Source organism: Pedobacter immunditicola (assembly GCF_037482985.1).
Classification (GTDB): domain Bacteria; phylum Bacteroidota; class Bacteroidia; order Sphingobacteriales; family Sphingobacteriaceae; genus Pedobacter; species Pedobacter immunditicola.
In genome coordinates, this window is the sequence record NZ_JBBHKC010000003.1 from 64,650 (window position 1) to 83,696 (window position 19,047).

General features: G+C 42.0%; 17 protein-coding genes. 8 read left to right on the forward strand and 9 right to left on the reverse strand.

Translation table 11 applies throughout. The features are described from left to right. The gene (locus WG905_RS05260; RefSeq protein ID WP_339590660.1) at positions 1-492 is read left to right on the forward strand and encodes a C40 family peptidase; all 492 of its coding nucleotides are present in this window, start codon (positions 1-3) and stop codon (positions 490-492) included. 67 nt (positions 493-559) lie between these two features. On the opposite strand, the gene WG905_RS05265 is transcribed toward WG905_RS05260, so the two are convergent. Further along, positions 560-2,458, reverse strand: coding sequence for a DUF3858 domain-containing protein (locus WG905_RS05265; RefSeq protein WP_339590661.1), 1,899 nt, complete (start codon positions 2,456-2,458; stop codon positions 560-562). 62 nt (positions 2,459-2,520) lie between these two features. Next, positions 2,521-4,500 (reverse strand): DUF3858 domain-containing protein, encoded by a 1,980-nt coding sequence (locus tag WG905_RS05270; protein ID WP_339590662.1) that lies wholly within the window; start codon positions 4,498-4,500, stop codon positions 2,521-2,523. 140 nt (positions 4,501-4,640) lie between these two features. On the opposite strand from WG905_RS05270, the gene WG905_RS05275 reads away from it, so the two are divergent. Next, a complete protein-coding gene (locus tag WG905_RS05275; RefSeq protein WP_339590663.1) occupies positions 4,641-5,765 on the forward strand; it encodes an exonuclease domain-containing protein in 1,125 nt (374 codons plus the stop codon). A gap of 8 nt (positions 5,766-5,773) precedes the next feature. Beyond that, on the forward strand, positions 5,774-7,666 hold the full coding sequence (locus tag WG905_RS05280) for a M1 family metallopeptidase (protein ID WP_339590664.1): 1,893 nt from the start codon (positions 5,774-5,776) through the stop codon (positions 7,664-7,666). Here the strand turns inward: WG905_RS05280 and queG are convergent. Continuing rightward, entirely contained in the window at positions 7,663-8,667 is a 1,005-nt protein-coding gene (queG, locus tag WG905_RS05285; protein WP_339590665.1) for a tRNA epoxyqueuosine(34) reductase QueG, read from the reverse strand. The genes WG905_RS05280 and queG overlap by 4 nt on opposite strands. 235 nt (positions 8,668-8,902) lie before the next feature. Between queG and WG905_RS05290 the strand changes: the two genes are divergently transcribed. Next, on the forward strand, positions 8,903-9,097 hold the full coding sequence (locus tag WG905_RS05290) for a hypothetical protein (RefSeq protein WP_339590666.1): 195 nt from the start codon (positions 8,903-8,905) through the stop codon (positions 9,095-9,097). Positions 9,098-9,148: 51 nt separating this feature from the next. Here the strand turns inward: WG905_RS05290 and WG905_RS05295 are convergent, their stop codons facing one another. The 4 genes from WG905_RS05295 to pdxH are packed head-to-tail and all read right to left on the reverse strand — an operon-like array spanning position 9,149 to position 13,290. After that, a complete protein-coding gene (locus tag WG905_RS05295) occupies positions 9,149-10,663 on the reverse strand; it encodes a carbon-nitrogen hydrolase family protein (RefSeq protein WP_339590667.1) in 1,515 nt (504 codons plus the stop codon). 30 nt (positions 10,664-10,693) lie between these two features. Continuing rightward, the gene (ruvB, locus tag WG905_RS05300; RefSeq protein ID WP_339590668.1) at positions 10,694-11,716 is read right to left on the reverse strand and encodes a Holliday junction branch migration DNA helicase RuvB; all 1,023 of its coding nucleotides are present in this window, start codon (positions 11,714-11,716) and stop codon (positions 10,694-10,696) included. 24 nt (positions 11,717-11,740) lie between these two features. After that, positions 11,741-12,634 (reverse strand): 3-hydroxybutyryl-CoA dehydrogenase, encoded by an 894-nt coding sequence (locus WG905_RS05305; RefSeq protein WP_339590669.1) that lies wholly within the window; start codon positions 12,632-12,634, stop codon positions 11,741-11,743. A gap of 5 nt (positions 12,635-12,639) precedes the next feature. Next, positions 12,640-13,290 carry a pyridoxamine 5'-phosphate oxidase gene (pdxH, locus tag WG905_RS05310; RefSeq protein WP_339590670.1) on the reverse strand — a complete coding sequence of 217 codons (651 nt, stop codon included), beginning with the start codon at positions 13,288-13,290 and terminating at the stop codon, positions 12,640-12,642. A gap of 50 nt (positions 13,291-13,340) precedes the next feature. Here pdxH and WG905_RS05315 point away from each other — a divergent pair, with 50 nt between their 5' ends. From WG905_RS05315 to WG905_RS05325, 3 genes are all read left to right on the forward strand, one after another. Beyond that, the gene (locus WG905_RS05315; RefSeq protein ID WP_339590671.1) at positions 13,341-13,904 is read left to right on the forward strand and encodes a YqgE/AlgH family protein; all 564 of its coding nucleotides are present in this window, start codon (positions 13,341-13,343) and stop codon (positions 13,902-13,904) included. Positions 13,905-14,144: 240 nt separating this feature from the next. Next, positions 14,145-15,509: a type I restriction endonuclease gene (locus tag WG905_RS05320; protein WP_339590672.1), complete on the forward strand. Its 1,365-nt coding sequence runs from the start codon at positions 14,145-14,147 to the stop codon at positions 15,507-15,509. A 45-nt stretch (positions 15,510-15,554) separates the two neighbouring features. After that, positions 15,555-15,998 (forward strand): lysozyme, encoded by a 444-nt coding sequence (locus WG905_RS05325; protein WP_339590673.1) that lies wholly within the window; start codon positions 15,555-15,557, stop codon positions 15,996-15,998. 19 nt (positions 15,999-16,017) lie between these two features. Here the strand turns inward: WG905_RS05325 and purE are convergent, their stop codons facing one another. Both purE and WG905_RS05335 read right to left on the reverse strand, forming a co-directional pair. Then, positions 16,018-16,509, reverse strand: coding sequence for a 5-(carboxyamino)imidazole ribonucleotide mutase (gene purE, locus WG905_RS05330; RefSeq protein WP_339590674.1), 492 nt, complete (start codon positions 16,507-16,509; stop codon positions 16,018-16,020). A gap of 95 nt (positions 16,510-16,604) precedes the next feature. Then, on the reverse strand, positions 16,605-17,744 hold the full coding sequence (locus tag WG905_RS05335) for a 5-(carboxyamino)imidazole ribonucleotide synthase (protein WP_339590675.1): 1,140 nt from the start codon (positions 17,742-17,744) through the stop codon (positions 16,605-16,607). Positions 17,745-17,801: 57 nt separating this feature from the next. Here WG905_RS05335 and WG905_RS05340 point away from each other — a divergent pair, with 57 nt between their 5' ends. Continuing rightward, on the forward strand, positions 17,802-18,992 hold the full coding sequence (locus tag WG905_RS05340; RefSeq protein WP_339590676.1) for a BaiN/RdsA family NAD(P)/FAD-dependent oxidoreductase: 1,191 nt from the start codon (positions 17,802-17,804) through the stop codon (positions 18,990-18,992). Positions 18,993-19,047: the final 55 nt, after the last annotated feature.

A 19,047-nucleotide genomic window follows, 5' to 3' on the forward strand; every position in this document is an offset into this window, starting at 1 on the left:
ATGGTTAAGAAATTATTATTGATCTTACTGGCTTCATGCATTTTAACAGCATGTAGTTCAAGAAAATATGCAGCAAAATCCACCAATAATGCTGCTGCTGCGGCTGATGCCATGGCTAATTTAGAGAATAAGTCACTTCATAATTTCATTACCGATTGGGCAGGAGTAAAGTATAGATTAGGTGGCCTGGATAAAAGGGGCATCGATTGCTCTGGCTTTGCCTTGCTTTTAAAGAAGGAGATCTATGGCATATCCTTGCCGAGAAGGTCGAGGGACCAGGCGGAAGTCATTCAAAAGAAAAACCTCAACCAGCTTAAAGAAGGTGATTTGATTTTTTTCTCTTTCGGTGGCAACGACGTAGACCATGTAGGCATTTACCTCAATAATAATTATTTTGTGCATGCTTCTACCAACAGGGGCGTCGTTGTAGATGATATCAATATTACGGCTTACCAACAGGCTTTAGTTAAAGCGGGGCCTGTTAAAAAGTAATAACAGGAATTCTATTTAACCGAAGCTCCTGATTACCTGCTGATGATTCTTGAATTGCAATTATAGTTTAGTTGATTTTAAAAACAACCTTCGCATTATCGTTCCCATTCACCTGGTTAATAAATTCAGCGAATGCAGCATATTTTGCCGGCTCAAAAAGGCCATTATTGATCACCAGGGTCCTGTGATAAGTTAACAGCTGGTCTTTGATTACTGTCCTGGCCTCGTAATGCCCGAATTCATTTTTAATCAGTACATCCGCCGGTTTAGCTTCCACGGTGTATTTCTCCGGCAGCTGAAAACTGACCTCATCCTCATTTTTATAACCCCTGTTCAGGTAAAGTGATTTTGTCCTGTTGGTTACCTCAGTAATCGTGTTTCTTTTATTAAAAGGATTCAAGATCAGATAAGCACGGTTTTGCGTTTTGGGGGCATAATTTTTAATGCTCAGTTTGCACGATTCTACTGTTGAAGGATCCGCTTCCTTTAGCTGCGTGAATTGAACGTTGCTGAAATTAATGTTATCGATGTCGTATTTTTTCTTCAACGATTTCATCTGGTCATCCACTGACTGCGTCCTGATGTATTCATTGTTATCATACTGTGAACCTTTAAACAGGGTACTCATGTTTCCGGTAATACTCCCGTCCTGATCCAACTGAAGTTCGGCTCTTCGTTTAATCAGGTTTCCGTTGGTTTTTAATTCAGGTGTGCGGAGTAATTTCCCGCCTTCCTCTGTGCAGGCAAGCACAATTCTGTCATCCGTAAAATCTCCAAGAAAGCCGAAAGGGGCCGTCTGACTGGTACATTCCAGCCAGGTGGTGTCATTTTCAAAGGGAAGGCACAAGATTACATGGTTAGCCTGGTTCATACTGGCAAAACCCGGATCGAGGCTTTTCTTTTGATCGCCCGCGTTGACCACACAATAGTAAGAAGGAATATCAACGGCTCTTAACAAGCTTTGCATGTAATTCACCAGACCTTTACAATCGCCATAACCCAGTTGATCCACTTCAGCAGCTGCCGTTGGCTGAAAACCACCAATACCGACCTGGATACTCACATAGCGGGTTTTCTTTTGTACATACTCGTAGATCTTCTTTGCTTTTAGTTTGGGATCTGTGATCCCTTTCACCAATTCTTTGACGAGCTGGATGGTAGCCGGCGTAAGAGTCTGGTGGTTTTGAATCAGGTCATCATAGATCCATTTGCCAAGTTCGTTCCAGTTGCTGTACTTGCCGGAAGCTTTGTAATAGGAGAAATTTTCGGGTGCGATTTTAACGTGCGCAAGATAAAGGTTGGCCGGTGGCGAATAAGGCTCTGCACGAAAAGCAGGTAAGTTTTTCACTTCCCAGCTATAGGTTGTCGACTTTTCATGCTGCGTTTCCTTTACATCATCTTTCAAGTGATAGGCTTTAATATTCACTTTATCCCCCGTTTTGCATATAAAGCTATATTTGTTGGATTCCACGGCAACGTTCGCGTCTGAACTGGCATACCAGTCAGGGATCAGCAGGTTTTGTTTGTTCCTCACTTCATATTCATAGACCACGGTATAAGGATAATTGATCATTTGAGGTTTAAAATACTTGATGCGGTCATCCTCAAATAAGGAAAAATTGCTGATTGCACTTTCATCCCTGAAACTGCTCTGGTTAAACTTGTTGATGAGCTTGCCGAATTCATCATAAATTTCACCCTTTATGCTTTTAATGACGGAATTTTTATTGTAGAACACATAGAGCCCGGCATCATTGTCGCCATTTTTGTTCAACACGGTAACGGCTTTTTTAACGGAGATCACCACCTGTTCTGCAGAGCGCATATCTACTGTTGTTTCCATATTTCGCAGCACCGCATGAGCCCGGGGTTTTAAGGCAGCAGGAATATCTGCCGCTTGATAGTTCTGCTGGGCGCTTGCCTGCTGTACCAGCATTGCCATAAACAGCACAAAAATTGTCTTCATTTGATAGGTTTGTTTCGAAGAAATGTAAGTTATCATGTTGAATGACGAGGAGTACGCCTCATTTAATTCGCTTTTTTAAGGATCAGATCTGTAGTTTGCTGCTGAATTATTCTGCTGTAAAATTCTTTAAGCGTCAGGTATTCGTCCGCTTGATATACAGGTTTGTTCAATTGAAGTAACTGCAACAGTTTGATTTCTCCAGGCTGGAAAGCAATCCTATTGAGATATTTGGCATCTGCATTCGGCAGTGTGAGTGATATATCCTTAGGCTTTTCAACCATTACGAAATTGGAAGGTACCTTTAAATTCATGGTCACCATTTTCTCGGTAACTGCCCCTAAATCAACAGGGTACAGCCTTTCATTTAAATTAAAAGGGTTTTTTATATTCCGGTCAATGATATAGGGATTGAAGTAGAGCTGATCAACATTCAGGTCGCCGCTTAATTGCATTTCAATTTCATATTCTTCAATTAGTTCCTTATTCAGGCTGTCAATATTTGTGAATTTATGCTTGAGAATGCGGATGTTGGTCATTTTTTCATCAAAGCTTTCCACAAAAGCATCAAGAGATCCAGCTTCAGCAATGCTTTCTCTTTTATTTAAGGCAGAATAGCCAAGAGAAGAAATTCTCATGTTGCCAGTTATTTTTCCATCAAGGGCTAAATTGCCATCGAAGTTATAATAATTGAGATCCTTCTGACTGGCTTTCAGGTCATACCAATAGGATGCACTTTTCAATCCGAGTACGCGGCCACGCTCATTGATACAGTGATGTGGTAATAAGCCAAAAGGCAGGAAAGGCTGAGAAGCATCCAGCAGGTAACTTTTATCACCAATATTTAATTTGGCCACTACATAATTAAAATCACTGATCACCGGGTGTATGTTGTTGATGGTGCCGTTACTGCGGGTGGAAAGAATGAGGGCCTCCACATTTAAATCGGCTGCACTGAGTGCTGCAATGAGGGCAAGATTGATATCTCCAATATTGCCCGAGTGAAGTTCTAGTGCCTTTTTTATGTCGTTTTCACTATATTTTCCTAAATAATTATTCCACTTGATATTTTTCTTGATGTAGTCATAAATGGCATTGGCCTTACTCAAATCGTCACTGGCATTTTTTAAGATTTCAGGCAAAAGCGGTTTAAACAAATCCTTCTTTTTGAGCTGTCCACCAAAGGATTTATCGCTGATGAGTTCATAGTCGACATCTTTCCATGTCTTGGTGATTTTTGAATTGCCACCCCTGAGGTGTTGTACATCAGAGAGTTCAAAATAAATGGCAGATTTAAAATTAGATGCGGCAGTCATATAACTTTCCTCTATAAAAGAGGGGATATCTTTCATGATATAGGTCATTTTAGAACAATCCAGATTTGTTCCGTTGATCCTTAAGCAGTCCTTACTGATTACTGCTTTTTGATCTGTCAACTTAAGAAAGCCACGAATAGAGGCGTTAAAATTGTAAATCGGTGGTATAAACCCTATAAATTCACTGTGAAGTTTAGGCAGGCCGGACTGGAATTCCCAAGTTACAAAATTGAATATATAGGGTCTTTTAATCCGGTATTTATACTCAATAACGCTACCTTCCTGAATATCAGGCATCGTAAATTTATTTATCCTCAGGTATTTAGACTTGTTATCAGTAAAGATTCCCTTTTGATTGAGTTCGGTTTTACGCAGACCGGTTTCGGTGAAATTCATGGTCACCGCCGTAAGGCCACTAATTTCATCCATGCTACTGTTGTAGGTCCACAACGGGATCTGGATATTTGCTTCGTCGAAGCCTTGTTTGTTGAAGATCTTGATCTTTACATGGTATTCATAATTGATGTAACTCCTTCCTGTGTTATCGTCAAGCTGAAAGGAGGCAGTGCCGAATTCCCTGAGTACGACTGCGTTTGCGGTACTGTCAAAGGGGACATGTTTTATGTTGAGGTCTTCTGACAAGAACTTGCCAAATTCAAAATCCTGTGCAAATAGTTGTTGACCGCCGCAAAAAAGGAGGCCCAGGCAAAGAAAGAAAAAGTGTTTCATGAGAGCTTAATATGCCACAATATAGAATTCTTATTTATCTCAACCAAATAATGTGAGAATAAATGGATCATTTTTACGACTTTTGATTGCTACTAAAAACAGGTCATAAAAGATCAGGATTTACAATAGTTATAATAAAAATGAAATTAAATTTAAAACGCCCACTTGCCTTTTTTGATTTGGAAACCACCGGGGTAAACGTTGGCTCCGATCGCATTGTTGAGATTGCTATCTTAAAAGCAATGCCAGATGGTTCTGAAGTGATCAAAACCCTGAAAATTAATCCTGAAATGCCCATCCCACTGCAATCGTCACTGATACATGGAATTTATGATGAGCATGTAGTCAATGAACCTACCTTTAAAGTGGTGGCACAGGAACTGGCAGATTTTATTGGTGATGCAGATTTGGCTGGTTATAACTCCAACCGTTTCGATATCCCGGTATTGCTGGAAGAGTTTTTAAGGGCAGGCGTTGACCTTGATATGTCTGACAGGAAATTTGTTGATGTACAAAATATATTCCACCAGATGGAGCAGCGTACTTTGCGTGCTGCTTATAAGTTCTATTGTGATAAAGACATCGTCAATGCTCACTCTGCGGAAGCGGATATTACGGCTACTTACCATGTTTTACTTGCTCAGCTGGAACGTTATAAAGATGTGGATTTTGAGGATAAACAAGGTAAAATCAGCCAGCCTGTACTCAATGATGTGGATGCGTTGCATACTTTCACCAACATGAACAAGCCGGTAGATTTTGCCGGCAGGATGGTTTACAATGACCATAACGAGGAGGTGTTTAACTTTGGTAAACATAAAGGCAAAACTGTAGAGCAGGTTTTTGATGTGGAACCTAGCTATTATGCCTGGATGAAACAAGGAGATTTTCCGCTATACACCAAGAAAAAGCTGGAAGAAATCTGGGTTAGATGGAACAAAAAGAAAGAGCATCATAAAGCTTTAAAACTACAGCAACAACAGCAGCAACAGGCGCCTAAAGCGGAAAATGCAAGTGCAATTGCTGAAGCTGTCGGTTCAGCTGTTCATCCGGAAGTTCCTGCCAAGGCTCCTGAGCATCCTGCCGTTAATCATGCTGCTCATCCAGCTGTTAACTCAACCAGGCCAGCAGCTAAGCCGGCTGCAAAACCACAATTTCGTCCTAAGCCTCAATTTCAGCAAAAACCACAGCAGAAAAAAGATAAACCTGCCGCACCTTTAACTAACGATATGTTAGAACAGTTGAAGTTGAAATTTGGTAAATAAATTCAGGAATGAAGCGACTTAAAGTCATTTTTCTGCTCATTCTAGTATCTGCAGGGGTCTTTGCACAACAAAGCCTGCAGATACCACCTGAAATTCAAAATGCCTATAATGCCGGTACGCGTTCCCCCGATGGGAAACCTGGACCACTTTATTGGCAGAATACAGCAGATTATGACATCAAAGTTCTGTTTGACCCTGCAACCAGGTTGTTAAAGGGAAAGGTCGAGATTAACTATGTCAACAATAGTCCTGATTCCCTAAAACAACTGTGGTTCAAGCTTTACCCTAATATTTATAAGAAGGGTGTGCCCATTAAAGCTAAAATAAATGCCAGGGACCTTGGGGAAGGCGTAAAGCTTACTGCTTTAACGATGGGCGGTAAAACCGTTGCTACAACTAATATGACAATGGAGGGTACAAATATGTATACCAATATTGCTGCATTACCGCCCGGGGATTCGCTAAAGATAAATATCACTTACAGTTATATCTTAAATAAGGGTTCTCATGTACGTACAGGTCAGGTAGATGAGGGGTCTTACTTTATTGCCTATTTCTTTCCGCGCATCGCAGTTTACGATGATATAGATGGTTGGAACAAATACCCTTACACTGGCGATGAAGAGTTTTATAACGACTTCTGTAATTTTAAAGCAGAACTTACTGTTCCGAAGGATTACGTAGTTTGGGCAACCGGAGACCTCACTAACGCCAACCAGGTTTTTCAGGAAACTGTCGCTGGCCGTCTTAAAAAGGCTGAAAGTGAAGATCATGTTATTGATGTCATTACACCACTGGACCTCGCTAACAAAAAGGTAACGAAAGGACGTTCCGCTCACACCTGGAAATATGAGGCTAAAAATGTGACTGATTTCGTTTTTGCATTGAGCGATCACTATGTATGGAAATCTAGCAGCCTGGTTGTTGATTCACTGAGTGGGAGGAGGACACGTGTAGACGCCGTCTATAACCCTTCGCATAAGGACGATTATGAAGAAGTGATCCAATTTGCACGTCAGACTGTTGCAGCCATGAGCTTCAAGTTTCCAAAATGGCCCTTTCCATATAGTCATGAAACCATTTTTGATGGGCTCGACCAGATGGAATACCCAATGATGGTGAACGACAACCCGGTTCAAAAACGCGAAGATGCGATCACCCTCACTGTACATGAGATTTTCCATACCATGTTTCCTTTTTACCTGGGCACCAACGAAACCAAATACGGCTGGATGGATGAAGGGTGGGCAACCATGGGAGAGTGGCTTATATCGCCGCTAATAGACACCTCCATGGTGAATTTATATGGTGTAGCACAAACCGGAATGACCTCGGGCACTAAAAACGACAGTCCCATTATTACTTTAACCCCGGAACTCAAAGGTTCAGGTTCTTTTACCAGTTCCTATCCTAAACCAGGCATGGGTTATTTATTTGTTAAAGATTACCTCGGAGACGCGCTTTTCACCAAGGCTTTGCACCATTACATCAGCCAGTGGCAGGGGAAACACCCCATGCCCTATGATTTCTTCAACAGCATGAATGAAGGGTCAGGCAAAAATCTGAACTGGTTCTGGCAGAGGTGGTTCTTTGAGGAAGGTGTTACTGATATGGCCATCGCAGGGGTAAACCGGAATGAGGAAGGTTATGCGATTCAAATCCAAAATAAGAGCGATAAACCTATGCCTGTCCACCTTACGCTGGAGTATGCAGACGGCAGCACGACAAAGATTCAGGAAACGATTGGCATCTGGGAAAAGGGAGATTCGCTGGTCACCATCCAGTCTATTGGTGTGAAGAATTTAAAGCGTGTGGTATTAGGAGGCAGTCATGTTCCGGACAAAAACAGCAGGGACAACACGTTTAATGTTAAAAATGAAAAGGTGGTGTTGGGTAATTAATTCTTAGGTCCCGGAACGGGGTCCGAAATGACGGCGACATGACCGATCTGGTGTTTCTCTTGCACTACAGTTTTTTTTAAAAAATCAATATTCCGCGTCAGGCCTTTGAATTTAGTGCGTTTCACTGCAGAATTCTTGAAAATCGTTTTAAATACATCTTCTGTAATATCCAGCCAGTCTTCCTTCTTCATTTCCAGCAGTTTTTCATTGGGCTGAAATAAAGGTTCTGCATTGGGGACTGAAAACCGGTTCCAGGGACAAACATCCTGGCATATATCACAACCAAACATCCAGTTCTCCATTTTACCCTGGAAAGAAGCAGGGATTTCATCTTTTAATTCTATGGTCAGGTAAGATATACATTTGCTGGCATTCACTATATATGGCCCTACGATAGCCTCTGTAGGACAGGCGTCTATGCATTTGGTGCAAGTGCCGCAATGATCTGCGGTGAAGGGCTGATCATAGGCTAATTCCAGGTCTACGATCAGTTCGGCCAGGAAAAAGAATGAACCAGATTGTTTGCTGAGGATGTTGCTGTTTTTACCTACCCAGCCGATGCCTGCTTTTTTTGCCCAGGCTTTATCCAGTACAGGCGCTGAGTCCACAAATGCCCTGCCGCTAACTTCACCGATATGCTGCTGAATAAATAACAGCAGCTGAAACAGCTTGTCCTTTATGACCAGGTGGTAGTCTGTTCCATAAGCATATTTAGAAATCTTAGGCGCCTCAGGATCGGTTGGTAAGTCGGCGGGGAAGTAATTTAAGCTTAAGGAAATCACCGATTTAGCACCGTCTACTAAAAGCCTTGGATCAAGTCTTTTGTCGAAATGATTTTCCATATAACTCATTTGGCCATGGTGATGCTGATTAAGCCAGTTGGTCAATCTCGGTGCTTCCTCTTCCAGGAAACCCGCCTTGGCAATGCCACATTGCATGAAGCCTAAACGAAGCGCTTCTTCCTTTATCAATTGGCTGTATTTGGTGGCGTTGTTAAACATGCAGCACAAAGATACAGGTTTAAGCTTAAAACCTTTTAAAGCCCTTATTGTTTATATAATTACAGGAGAATGTCACCAATCAGTTAAGCTAAAATAAAAAGTGACCTTCAGCTAAAATGATTTTGACGGATTAAAAAATCCGACACAGCTATTATAAGCTCAACAAGGAATAATTAAACAAGCAACAATAGCTAGCGTACACGTACAATACTAACATCATACAGAAATGGAAAATATGGAGCCACACCAAGAAGAACACGGCAAGTCACCAAAACCGATAGAACATGATTACCCGCACCATCAAAATGACCCGGGGCCATCACCTGAAGCTATAAACGAAAGAGATGAAGAAGGAGCAGGGAAAGCTATGAAATGGATTATACCCATTGTCATCCTCATCCTGCTCCTCGTTTACTGGATTATGTTTTAAGATTCTCCGGAAATGAACCCGGAAAATGCTTTCTGACATGATTCATAGATATTATTTCAATAACTTCACTTCATATAAGTCTTTACGGCGGTCGTTCATCACTCTTACAGTACCAAAGTGGTGCAGTTCATCTAATAAGTGCAGATCTACATCCACCACTAATACCATTTCCGTGTTAGGGGTGGTTTCTGCTTTCACTGCATTGGTAGGGAAGGCGAAGTCTGAAGGGGTAAATACAGCTGATTGTGCAAATTGTATATCCATGTTGTTTACTTTCGGTAAGTTGCCCACACAACCTGCAATGGCCACATAGCATTCATTCTCAATAGCCCTGGCTTGAGCACATCTCCTTACCCGTGTATAACCATTTTGGGTGTCGGTCAGGAAGGGAACAAATAGAATTTGCATTCCTTGTTCAGCATAGATGCGGCTTAATTCAGGGAATTCCACATCATAACAAATCAGGATGCCGATTTTACCGCAATCCGTATCGAAAACCTGTATTTTATCGCCACCCACCATACCGTAATACTTACGTTCATTCGGTGTGATATGGATTTTGCGGTATTCCTCTGTTTGTCCGCTTCTATGGCACAGATAAGTGGCATTATAAAGCTTATTGTTTTCTTTGTCAATGATCGGCATACTGCCGGAAATCACATTCACATTATAAGAAACGGCATATTCCTGGATCTTAGCCACGATTTCTTCTGTTTCGGCGGCCAGAAGGCGCATGGCCTCCATTTCGGGTAAGTGATTGTAAGGATGTAAAAGAGGCGTGTTGAAAAACTCAGGAAACATCACAAAATCAGACTTATAGCCACTCACCGCATCCACAAAGAACTCCACCTGTTCGAAGAATGCATCTCTGTCGGGGAATAATCGCATTTGCCATTGCACGAGTCCGATCCTGATGGTTTTAGCCGATCGTGCAGAGGCATCAATACCCTGGTAATAAATGTTGTTCCACTCCAGCAAGGTGGCGAAATCCTTAGATTCATGATCTCCGGGAAGGTAATTTTTAAGAACCTTGATCACGTGGAAATCATTGGAAAGCTGGAAGGTAAGCGTAGGGTCAAAAATCTCTTTAGCTTTAACCTTGTCGATGTAAGCTCTCGGCGTTAATGTTTCAGCATGTTCATGATAGCCCGGTATTCTGCCGCCAGCAATAATACTCTTCAAGTTTAGGCTCTCACACAGTTCTTTACGCGCTTCGTATAACCTTCTGCCTAACCTCAACCCACGGAAATCAGGACTCACAAATATTTCGATGCCATAGAGCACATCACCAGTGGGGTCATGGGTTGAGAAAGTATAGCTTCCTGTGATCCTTTGGTAAGTATGCTTATCACCATATTGGTCATAATCCACAATAATAGACAGGGAACAGGCAACCACCTTCTCATCAACAGCAATACAAAGCTGGCCTTCAGGAAAGAGGCGTAAAAGTTTGGCGATGGTTTCTTTACTCCAGATCTGCCCGCCGAGCGTATCATATGCCTGAGCCATTGATTCTTTCAGGTCATCATAGTCATCTATGGTAAGTTTTCTTAATTCAATATTCATATTCTTCAGTATCTTAAACGGTGATAGAAATTAAAACAAACGGCCCGTTTGTGCCTGGTAAGTTCTTTTTAAATGGATATATGCAGCTTCAGTAACTTCTCGGCCCCTGGAGGTGCGCATTAAATAACCTTCCTGAATCAGGAAAGGCTCGTAAACTTCTTCAATCGTACCTTCATCTTCACCTACGGCGGTGGCTATTGTTTTTACGCCAACAGGCCCCCCTTTAAATTTATCGATGATGGTCAGCAATATTTTGTTGTCCATCTCATCCAGGCCATGCTCATCAACATTAAGCGCTGTTAAAGCAAAACGTGCAATTTCCGTATCTATTTCACCGTTCCCTTTAATCTGGGCAAAATCCCTGGTACGGCGCAGTAAAGCATTGGCGATACGCGGTGTGCCACGGCTCCGGCGGGCAATTTCATAAGCACCCTCATCAGTTATCGGCGTTTTTAAGATTTCAGATGAGCGCTGCACAATGGTGGTTAGCAATTTGGCGTCGTAGTAAGCAAGGCGTGCATTGATACCGAACCTGGCTCTTAAAGGAGCGGTTAGTAAGCCTGAACGGGTGGTGGCACCCACAAGGGTAAAAGGATTCAAGTTAATTTGTACAGAACGCGCATTAGGGCCGCTTTCCAGCATGATATCAATTTTGAAATCTTCCATTGCCGAGTAAAGATACTCTTCTACTAAAGGGCTTAAACGGTGGATCTCGTCAATGAAAAGGATATCACCTGTATCCAAGTTGGTGAGCAAGCCGGCCAGATCACCGGGTTTATCCAAAACAGGACCCGAGGTAACCTTAATTCCTGTACTCATTTCATTGGCAATAATATAGGATAAGGTCGTTTTCCCCAAGCCCGGAGGGCCATGTAAAAGGACATGATCAAGGGATTCCCCGCGTAATTTTGCTGCTTTCACAAAAATCTTGAGGTTTTCCATGATCTTTTCCTGACCTGTAAAATCTTCAAAAGTTTGAGGCCGTAACACTTTTTCTATCTCCCGTTCAACGGGCGTCAGATTCTCAGAAGAGGCATCAAGATTTTCATTCATGTTGTAAAGTTAAGATAATGAATACTAAAACTTGCTGAACTTGGCAGCTACTGTTGCTTCTTTTACACCATTACTATAATTATAAAAACCTTCACCAGATTTGATACCCTTTTTTTCGGCCCTTACCATGTTGACTAACAAAGGGCAGGGCGCATATTTAGGATTTCCATATCCATCTTGTAAAACATTCAATATCGCCAGACAAACATCGAGGCCAATAAAATCTGCCAGTTGCAAAGGACCCATCGGGTGAGCCATCCCTAATTTCATGACGGTATCAATTTCATCAACCCCCGCCACGCCTTCAAACAAGGTATAGATGGCCTCGTTGATCATGGGCATTAAAATACGGTTAGCCACAAATCCAGGGTAATCATTTACTTCCACCGGAACCTTATCAAGTTGAGCAGAGAGGGTCATGATTTTGGAAGTGGTGTCATCGCTGGTGGCATAACCCCTGATCACTTCGACCAGTTTCATGACCGGCACAGGGTTCATGAAATGCATGCCAATTACCTTGTCGCCACGTTTAGTAACGGAAGCAATTTGCGTAATGGAGATGGAGGAGGTATTACTTGCCAGAATGGCTTCAGGTTTTGCAAAAGCATCAAGTTCTCTGAAGATCTGCAGCTTCAAGTCTAAATTTTCAGTAGCCGCTTCCACAATCAGTTCTGCCTCAGCGACACCCCTTTCAAGGTCTGTAGATTTACATATATTGTGAAGTGTTCTAGTTTTATCTTCTTCTGTGATGGTCCCCTTACTCACCTGGCGGTCAAGGTTTTTAGCAATGGTGGCAAAACCTCTATCCAGGGCCTCTATATTGATGTCGATTAAAACTACTTTATATCCAAATTGTGCAAAAGTATGTGCTATACCATTACCCATGGTTCCGGAACCAATTACTGCGATGTTATTCATTTATCTTATGGTGCTAATCTGTTCACTACCCAAATACCATCAATTAACTGGTAATTGATCCTATCATGTAACCTGCTTGTTCTTCCCTGCCAGAATTCGATTGTCGTAGGCTTAACAATATAACCGCCCCAATGCGCTGGTCGTGGGATTTCTTTGTCCTTAAATTCCTCAGTTAGCTGGTTCACTTTAACTTCCAGCAGGTCACGGCTGTTAATGATGCTACTTTGCGGCGAAACGATGGCACCAATCTGGCTGCCCATGGGCCGGGAGTGGAAATACTGGTCGGAGGTTTGCGGGTCAATTTTAGTGACGCTGCCTTCAATTCGCACCTGTCTTTCCAGTTCGGCCCAAAAAAACACCAGGGCAGCATAAGGGTTTTCAGCAAGTTCTTTACCTTTATGGCTGTTATAGTTGGTGTAAAAGGTAAAGCCTTGTTCATCAAAGCCTTTTAAAAGCACAATGCGTGCAGAGGGCCTACCAGATTTATCTGCTGTGGCCAAGGTCATTACATTGGGCTCAAAAATTTTAGCCGTCATGGCGTCGGTAAACCAGGTAGCAAATTGCGATATTGGGTTTTTATCTACCTCCTGCTCTGTAAGGGCAGCTGCGCGGTAATCCTGCCTTAAATTCTGTAAAGTTTCAATGGTCAAGTCCATACTGCAAAAATAGGTTTTAGTTTAATCAAAATTATCAGTAATTTTCCGAAATGTTAAGTCAATTAGAACCATCTGCCGGTAAATTGCTCATCTCAGAGCCATTTTTAAATGACCCGAACTTCAGGCGTTCCGTAGTCTACATTGCGGAATACTCCGAGGTTGGTACTTTAGGTTTTGTGCTTAATCACAAAAGCGATTTATTGCTGAGTGATCTTTTGCCAGAGCTGGGAGAGGCTAACTTCCCTGTTTATTTTGGTGGCCCGGTGGGAACCGATACCCTACACCTTATTCATCGCTGTTATGATAAGATGAACGATGGGGAAGAAGTAGCACCAGGAATCTATTATGGAGGGAATCTAGAAACCCTGCGTATACTGATTGAAAATCATGATATCACCGAACAGGAGATTAAATTCTTTGTAGGCTATTCTGGCTGGGAAGCCGACCAGTTAAAATCGGAAATCCGGGAAAACACCTGGATCGTTTCTGATCAATTCCATGCTGATGTATTATTTTCCAGCAGTGATGAAGAAGTGTGGCGCGAGGTCATCATCAACCTGGGGCCAAAATATGCACACGTAAGTAACTTCCCGCAAAATCCAAATCTGAACTAAATAAAAAGTAACGGAATTCACAAATATTGTGAATAAGCGATGAGAAACAATTGTTACCAATATGTATAATTGGTCTGTGTATTTTTTCCATAAAATTCGTTTTTAGTCCTAATGGTTAAAAAACCCAAAAAACAATACACAATTTATTGCTGTAGGTTAACGAAATTAATTTCCTCAAGTTGATAAAATTTCTCTATCAGTGTAGAAATAATTCCTGATATTAGATAAAAAATAATAATCATGATTAAAGCTGACCAAATAAATCGCGATACTCAGCATCGGATAGTAGAACTTTTTATAGGGAAATTAGGTTACACCTACCTTGGCAATTGGGAAGAGCTGGAAAATTGCAGCAATATAGAAGAGCGTCACCTCAGTCACTATTTAACCCAGCAAGGTTATAACACCATACAAATCAGTAAAGCGATGTATGAACTGAAGCAAGTCATCAATAGCTTCAGCGATGATTTATACCAGAAAAATAAAAAGGTATATGCACTATTACGCAATGGCCTATGCTTAAAAGAAGATGCCATTACTCCCAATACCACCATTAAGCTCATTGACTGGAACAACTGGTCGAACAATGATTTTGGTATTGCCCAGGAAGTGAGCATCAGGGGCAATAAACATAAAAGACCCGATCTTGTATTGTATGTAAACGGCATTGCGTTAGCCGTTCTGGAATTAAAGAAAGGCGCAGAAGACATAAGCGAAGGGATCCGTCAATGTGTTACGATGCAACAGGGGCATTTCGTGGAGTCTTTTTTCTCTACCATTCAATTGATCATAGCCGGAAACGATCAGCAGGGACTGCGTTATGGAACCGTTAAAACCGAAGAAAAGTCCTACCTGAAATGGGTTGAGGAGTCTGAAGGTTGTGAAGCATCAGCTCAGCTTGAAATTGATCAGCATTTAATAAGGTTGTGCAATAAAGAACGCCTGCTTGAAATGGTTTACGGTGGGCTTGTTTTTGATGGTGGCAAAAAGAAAGTCGCAGCACCACAGCATTATTTTGCGCTGAAAGCAGCGAAAGAGCGGATACAGCACAAAGAAGGTGGCATCATATGGCATAACCAGGGTAACAAAAGTGGCATGATGGTATTGCTGGCTAAATGGATTCTGGAAAACAATGACAATGCCCGGGTGATCATCCTGACTGATAATCCCGAATTAGACAAACAGCTGGAGACCTTGTTTACGGAGAACGGAGAAAGCATCAAGCGTACTGCAAACAGCAAAAAGTTGTTACAGCAGCTTCATCAACCTTCGCCAAAGATACTGTGCTCCTTAGTTCAAAAGTTAGGTAAGAAATCCGACGACAATGAACAGGATTTTATTGATGAACTGGAGGCGCATCCGATTCCCTCAGGGTTGGAACTCTTTATTTTTGTGGATGATTGCCACCGTTCCCAAAGTGGTAAATTGAACCTGACACTAAAAATGATGTTACACCGGGCTGTATTTATTGGCTTTACGAGCATCCCCTTACTTAAAAAAGATAAGAAAATTACCTTAGAGATCTTTGGCAATTATATCCATACAGATAAAGTGCATCAGCAGGGAGAAGATGAATTCATAAAAAAATTAGTCTTTTCGGCATAACTTAAAGAAGTCTTGTTTGTTATCCTTTGAAAAAGCGATCTTCAAATGAAATTAGACCTCACCGGTGAGAACTTCATCATCAAAGAAGAAGGGATGGTTTTACACCCTTACTTAGACAGTGCAGGTATACCTACAATCGGTGTAGGGTGTACTTATTACGAAGATGGCAGCCAAGTTAAAATGACTGATGAGCCTATTACGGAAGAAAGAGCCTTGCAGCTCTTCCGTACTTTAGTGAAGACCTTCGAGCAAACGGTAACCCGGGTTATCCGTGTACCTCTTACTCAGAATCAGTTTAACGCACTGGTGTCCCTCTGCTTCAATATTGGTGTAAGCGCCTTTTCCCGCTCCACGCTGGTGAAAAAGATTAATGCCCGCGCCCCATTGACAGAAATAGAAGTCTGGTTTTTAGTGTGGAACAAAGTGGGGGGAGAAGCGGTGTTACTTGGGCGTCGGAAACGGGAATTTGAGTTATATACTACGCTCTAGCCGTCAGTGGGGAAGGTCATTATTTGCCTTCCATTTCAGCCGCCGTTTCTTCCACTTTTTTCTTCAGCTCATCTTTATAAGCCTGCATTTTTACAGCGAGGTCTTCATTTGCCGTAGCCAGGATCTGTGCTGCCAGTAAACCTGCGTTTTTAGCTGCATTTAGCGCCACTGTAGCCACGGGAATCCCATTAGGCATTTGTAAAATAGACAATACCGAATCCCAACCATCAATAGAGTTAGAAGATTTTACAGGCACGCCGATTACCGGTAATACCGTGATGGACGCCACCATGCCTGGTAAATGCGCAGCACCACCAGCACCAGCGATAATCACTTTCAAACCTCTCGAAGCTGCTTCTTTAGCATAGTTAAACATTCTTTCGGGCGTGCGGTGTGCGGAAACCACTGTCATTTCATACTCTACACCAAAATCCTTCAAGATATCGGCGGCATCCTGCATGATGTGTAAATCAGATTTGCTGCCCATAATTATGCCTACTTGTATGCTCATTTTATTTATGCTTTTATTTGTTCGTCATCCCGGACTCCGTTCCTGGATCTATTTAAATACTGAATTCAGATCCCGGAACGGAGTCCGGGATGACATTATGAAATTACTTTCAATGCTTGTTTAATGTAATTGGCCTTTTCAATAGCACTTTCCCGGTTTTGGTCTACCACAGTGACGTGGCCCATTTTACGGAAAGGCTTGGTGTACTTTTTACCATAAAGGTGTACATACACACCATCAAGAGCCATTATTTTTTCCAGTCCTTTATATTTCGCTACACCATCATGGCCTTTTTCGCCCAATAAGTTAATCATTACCGAATTGGTGATGCAGCGAGTATCGCCTAAAGGAAGATTGAAGATCGAACGCAGGTGTTGTTCAAACTGAGAAACATAGTTGCCCTCAATAGTCTGGTGACCGCTGTTATGAGGCCTAGGTGCCAATTCATTAACCAGGATTTCGCCATCACGGGTAACGAACATTTCCACAGCCAAAAGACCGGTAATATTTAACGCAGCGGCAATGTTTTTAGCAATGATTTCAGCTCTCTCCTGGATAGCAGCAGGATAAGTTGAAGGACTGATGAGGAACTCCACTAGATTAGCCTCTGCATTGAATTCCATTTCCACCATGGGAAAAGTTCTCACATCACCCTGAGAGTTACGGGAAACAATCACCGCTATTTCCTTTTCAAAATCAACTAATTTTTCGATCAGGCAAGGGCCTTCAAAAGCATCATCAAGGTCGTGCGCACTTTCAATTTTCATTACCCCTTTACCGTCATAACCATCTTTACGTTGTTTCAACATATAAGGATAAGCGAAACCACTGTTTATCATTTCCTCTTTGCCTGTAACCAGTATAAAAGGGGAAGTAGGGATATCATTTTCTTTAAAGAATTGTTTTTGGACACCCTTATCCTGAATTAACCGGATTACACGTGCCTGAGGGAAAACATGTTTTCCCTCTTTTTCTAATTGATCAAGTGCCTCTATATTCACCTTTTCAATTTCAATCGTGATTACATCAGCTTTTTTGCCGAAGTTGTATACGGTATCGTAATCTGTGATAGAACCGCACTCAAAATAGTTAGAAATGTACTTACAAGGAGCGTTAGTATCAGGATCTAAAACCAGGGTGGTCACATTATAATTAATGGCCTCTTGTATCAGCATTCGGCCTAATTGGCCTCCTCCCAATATACCCAATTTTAAATCACTTATTTGTTTTGCCATGTCAATATGAAAAAGTTATGCTTAATTTGCACAAAAATAACAATATAAAACGGATTGATGGATGCTGATGCTATAATTATTGGGGCGGGTGCCTGTGGGTTGATGTGTGCAGTGCAGGCGGGGTTTCTGGGAAAGAAGGTAATTATACTTGAAAAAGCAGCACAACCAGGAGCTAAGATCCTGATTTCGGGCGGTGGCCGCTGTAACTATACCAACCTGTTTGCCAGCGATGAACAATTTATTTCTCACAATAAACATTTCTTAAAATCAGCTTTTACACAGTGGACAGTAGAAGACACCATCAGTTTCTTCGAGACCTATGGCATCAGTGGAAAAGAAAAAACCTTGGGTCAGCTCTTTCCTGACGGAAAAAATGCAAAAGATGTTGTGCAGGTGTTTACAGACCTGTGCAGGGACATGGAACAACAGATCAGGTGTGACGTGAATGTTACTGAAGTCAGCAAGACAGATCAGGGTTATGTTGTCAGCTATGAAAAAGGTGGTAAGACCATCAGCCTTCAGGCAGAAAAGCTGGTTGTTGCCACCGGAGGATTGCCCATCCCTAAAATGGGTGCTACGGATTTTGCCCTTCGGTTTGCCAGAAAACATGGCTTAAACATTATTGAAACAGCGCCGGCATTGGTGCCATTAACCATTACCGGTAAAGACGAAGCCTGGTATGCACAATTATCAGGCAATACTGTTTTTTGTGAAGTAAGTAATGAACAGATCTCCTTCGAAGAAAATCTGCTTTTCACCCATTGGGGATTAAGCGGTCCGTCGGTTTTACAGGTTTCCTCTTACTGGCGCCCGGGCGAGCAGATTAACCTCGATTTACTCCCAGGACAAAACATCAGCACTTTAATAGAACAGGAGCGAAGCGATAATGGTAAAACATTGTTATCCACCTTATTCAACCGTTTATATACCCGAAAATTCACGGAAGCAATGGGCAAATTCCTGCCTGTAGAGAAACCCGTGGCAGCTTTGACCAAAGTAGAAATGGAACTCATCCATGATACCATCCATTTATTTAAGGTGAAGCCAGCCGGAGATAAAGGTTATGACAAGGCTGAGGTGATGCGTGGGGGCATTGATACGCAGGAAATATCCTCTAAAACACTGGAATGCAAAAAGTTACCTGGTGTTTATTTTGGCGGCGAATGTGTAGATGTAACGGGCTGGCTTGGAGGTTATAATTTCCAATGGGCCTGGGCAAGCGGGTATGTCATTGCGCAGAATATATAGCGTTATTTTTAGTATTTTTGTTTATAGGAATGTGAATCCAGTATTTGGTAATCTC